The sequence below is a fragment of the Leucobacter sp. M11 genome (assembly GCF_035726885.1).
Taxonomy (GTDB): Bacteria; Actinomycetota; Actinomycetes; order Actinomycetales; family Microbacteriaceae; genus JAPFRB01.
Genome location: NZ_JAPFRB010000004.1, coordinates 620,556 through 623,965, shown reverse-complemented (window position 1 = coordinate 623,965; position 3,410 = coordinate 620,556). Strand labels below are relative to the sequence as shown.

General features: G+C 70.1%; 3 protein-coding genes. All 3 read right to left on the bottom strand.

From position 1 onward, the window contains the following. A partial coding sequence (locus OOT08_RS15140; RefSeq protein WP_325093627.1) for a pseudouridine synthase occupies positions 1 to 913 on the bottom strand: 913 nt, incomplete at its 3' end. 62 nt (positions 914 to 975) lie between these two features. Next, a complete protein-coding gene (arfB, locus tag OOT08_RS15135; RefSeq protein WP_325093626.1) occupies positions 976 to 1,401 on the bottom strand; it encodes an alternative ribosome rescue aminoacyl-tRNA hydrolase ArfB in 426 nt (141 codons plus the stop codon). 142 nt (positions 1,402 to 1,543) lie between these two features. Next, positions 1,544 to 3,410 (bottom strand): UPF0182 family protein (locus OOT08_RS15130; protein WP_325093625.1); only part of this gene is annotated, 1,867 nt, incomplete at its 5' end.

Sequence of the window (3,410 nt, the reverse complement as noted above, 5' to 3'; positions counted from 1 at the left end):
CGCTCTCGAAGCGGCGGGCCGTTTCGTCGAAGGGGTCGGCGAAGCTGAGCTCGCTCGCGAGGAGCTGGAGCGGGGTGCTGAAGTCGTCGATGGGGGTGTCGAGCACCTCGGGGTACAGGGGATCGCCCTCGATGGAGATGCCGAGGCCCCAGAGATGCATGCGCAGCTGATGGGTCTTGCCGGTTCTGGGGGTGAGCCGGTAGATGGCGCGGCGGGCGTCCGAGCCGGGGGCGGGCTCGATCTCGCGCTCCAGCTCGACGAGGGACTCGGCGTTCGGCTCGCGGTCCGGCAGCACCTCGGCCTGCCAGGTGCCGCGCTCCTTGGCGAGGTGGTTTCGCATGACGGCGGGCAACGCCAGCCCCGGGTTCAGGGGGGCCACGGCGCGGTAGCGCTTGCCGACCTCGCCGCGCATGAACATCGACTGGTACGCGCCCCGCCAGCGCTTCTCCGTGGCGAGCAGCAGCAGCCCCGAGGTCACCCGGTCCAGGCGGTGCAGCGGCGTCAGCTCGGGCAGGCCGAGCTCGTCGCGCATCCGCACCACGACGCTCTCCCGGACGTGCCGCCCGCGCGGGATCGAGGCGAGAAACGGGGGCTTATCGATCACCACGATGCGCTCGTCGCGGTGCACGATCCGCACCTGCCCCGGCACGGGGGCCTCCTCCGGGAGATCCCGGTGGAACCAGACGAAGGTGTGCGGCCGGTAGCGATCCTCGCGGGACACGGGCGCTCCGTCTTCGAGCACGAAACGCTCCTCGGCGAGGAAGGCGTCGACGTCGATGTGCTCCCCGACCCGGTGCACGAGCCAGTCCCGCAGCAGCGGCCAGGGGCGACGCGCTCCCCCGTCCAGGTCCTCGGTGCGCAGCCAGGCGGGGTCGAGGCCGTGGCGCTGAGGTAACGGGGAACGCGGGGGCACCAGACGAGCCTACCGTGGGCGGCCCCGCCGCCCGCTCGGGCGCACCCCGGCACGGCGCGGGATCAGTCGAAGCTGCCGGGCCGCTGCCGGTTCCGCTTCACCTCGGAGCGTTGCCCCTTCGCGGCGAGCCGACGCTGCTTCGAGCCGCGCGTCGGCTTGGTCGCGCGGCGCTTGGGCCCGTCCGGGGCGAGCGCCGCCGCGAGGATCTCGCGCAGCTTCTCCAGCGCCGTCTCGCGGTTGCGCAGCTGCGAGCGCTGCTCAGACGCGGACACCGTGATCGCGTCGCCCACGAGCCGGTGCCCCAGCCGCTCGAACAGCCGGGCCCGCTGCTCCGGGGTCACCGCGAGGGACTCCGCAAGGTTCCAGCTCAGCTCGACCCGGCTGTCGGAGGTATTCACGTGCTGCCCGCCCGGCCCGGAGGATCGCGAAAAGCGCCAGCCCAGCTCAGCGGCGGGGATGGTCAGCCGGCGCGACACCTCGAGATCCATCCCTCCAGGATGACACAACCGGGCGGGGCGAGGCTGAGCCGCGGCCCCGCTCCCCCGGGCACCGGCCCGCCGCCGCACCCGAAAACGGCTCCGGCCCCGCCCCCACAGGGGACGGGGCCGGAGCCGGGTGGCGCGCGGCGAACTACTCGCCGAGCACCTTCGCGATGGCCTTCTGCAGCGCCTCATCGGCCGCGGCGAAGGCGACCATGTCGCCCTTCTTCATGGCGGCCTCGCGGTCGTCAAGCGCCGTCTTCAGCGCCTGCAGGTCCGCGTTGCTGGCCGAGCCGTTGCCGCCCGGGGCGGGCGTCGGCGTCTCGGGCTTCTCGCCCGCCTCGCCCGTCTCGGGGACCTCGACCGGCGGGGTCTCCCCCTCGGCCGTGCCGCCACCCTCGGTGGGCACCTCGTTATCGCCAGCGCTCGCTCCCGAGTCGCCGCCGAACAGGGTGTCGAGCGCCTGGTCGAGGGTGTCCTCGAAGGCGATTTCGTCACCGAAGGAGACCAGCACCTTCTGCAGCACCGGGTAGCTCGTGCCCTTCGTCGCCTGCACGTACACGGGCTGGACGTAGAGCAGACCGCCGCCGACGGGCAGCGTCAGCAGGTTTCCGCTGATCACCTTCGACTCGCCCTGGCGGAGCAGGTTGAGCAGTCGGGTGACCTCCGGGTCGGTCGTGAACGAGTTCTGGACCTGGCCCGGGCCGGGGATCGTGTCGCCCTTCGGCAGCGTCAGCAGCTTCAGCTTGCCGTAGTCCTCGGCGGGTTTGCCGTCCGTCGAGCCCGCGTTCGCGTTCGCCGAGAGGTAGCCCGTGAGCACGTCACGGGAGCCCTCGCCGCGCTGGTTCGGCACGTAGGTCGAGTAGATCGAGAACGTCGGCTCGGCGTCCTTGTCCGGGGACAGGGTCAGGTAGTACGGCGGCTGCGCGAGCTCGCCCGCACCGGCGGAGACCGGGTCGTTCGGCGTGCGCCAGGCGTCTTCCTTCGAGTAGAAGGCGCCGGACTCGGTCACGTGGTAGAGGCCGAGCACGGAGCGCTGCACCTTGAACATGTCCGAGGGGTAGCGGACGTGGCTCAGCAGCCCGCCGCTCATCTCAGACACGTTCTTCACGGTGTTCGGGAACACGTTCTGCCAGGTCTTCAGGACGGGGTCCTTGTCGTCCCAGGCGTACAGCGTCACCGTACCGTCGTAGGCGTCAACCGTTGCCTTGACCGAGTTGCGGATGTAGTTGATCGGCTTCGCGGGCTGGCGGTCCGGGTTGTCCGCGTCAACGGTCAGGCCGTTCATGTCGGAGATCCGGGAGTACGGGTAGTCCGCGGAGGTGGTGTAGCCGTCCACGATCCAGACGAGGCGCTCGTCCACGACCGAGGCGTAGGTGGTGCCGTCCAGGGTCAGGTACGGGGCCACCTTCTGCACGCGCTGCTTCGGGTCGCGGTCGTAGAGGATCTGCGATCCCTCGGTCACGGCACCGGAGAGCAGGATCTGCTCGGACTGGAACTTCAGCGCGAAGATGATCTTCTTGAAGATGTTGTCCAGCACGGGGCCGCCGTCACCGTCGAAGGTCGTGTAAGTCTGGCTCGCGCCGTCCTCACCCGCGGGGTAGTCCAGCTCGACCGGCTTGTCGGTCTTGCCGCCGACGATCGAGTACTCGGGCGAGTTCTCGCCGAAGTACACGCGGGGCTCGAACTTCCCGAGCTCGCCGTCCGTCGGGATGCCGTTCTCAAGGAACACGGGCAGGCCGTCGGAGGAGCGCTGGTTGCCGTACGCGGCGACCAGGCCATACCCGTGCGTGTAGACGAGGGTCCGGTTGACCCAGCCCTCCTGCGCCTCGATGTTGATGTCGCGGATCCCGGAGACGGTGTCCTGGACCTTGCCGTCGATCTCGTAGCGGTCCACGTTCAGGCTCTTCGGGAACTTGTAGTACGGGCGGATCTGCTCGAGCTGACCGAAGGTCGGCGAAACGACCGAGGGGTCCATGATGCGGATGTTCGAGGTCGCAACCGCGTCGTCCCGGAGC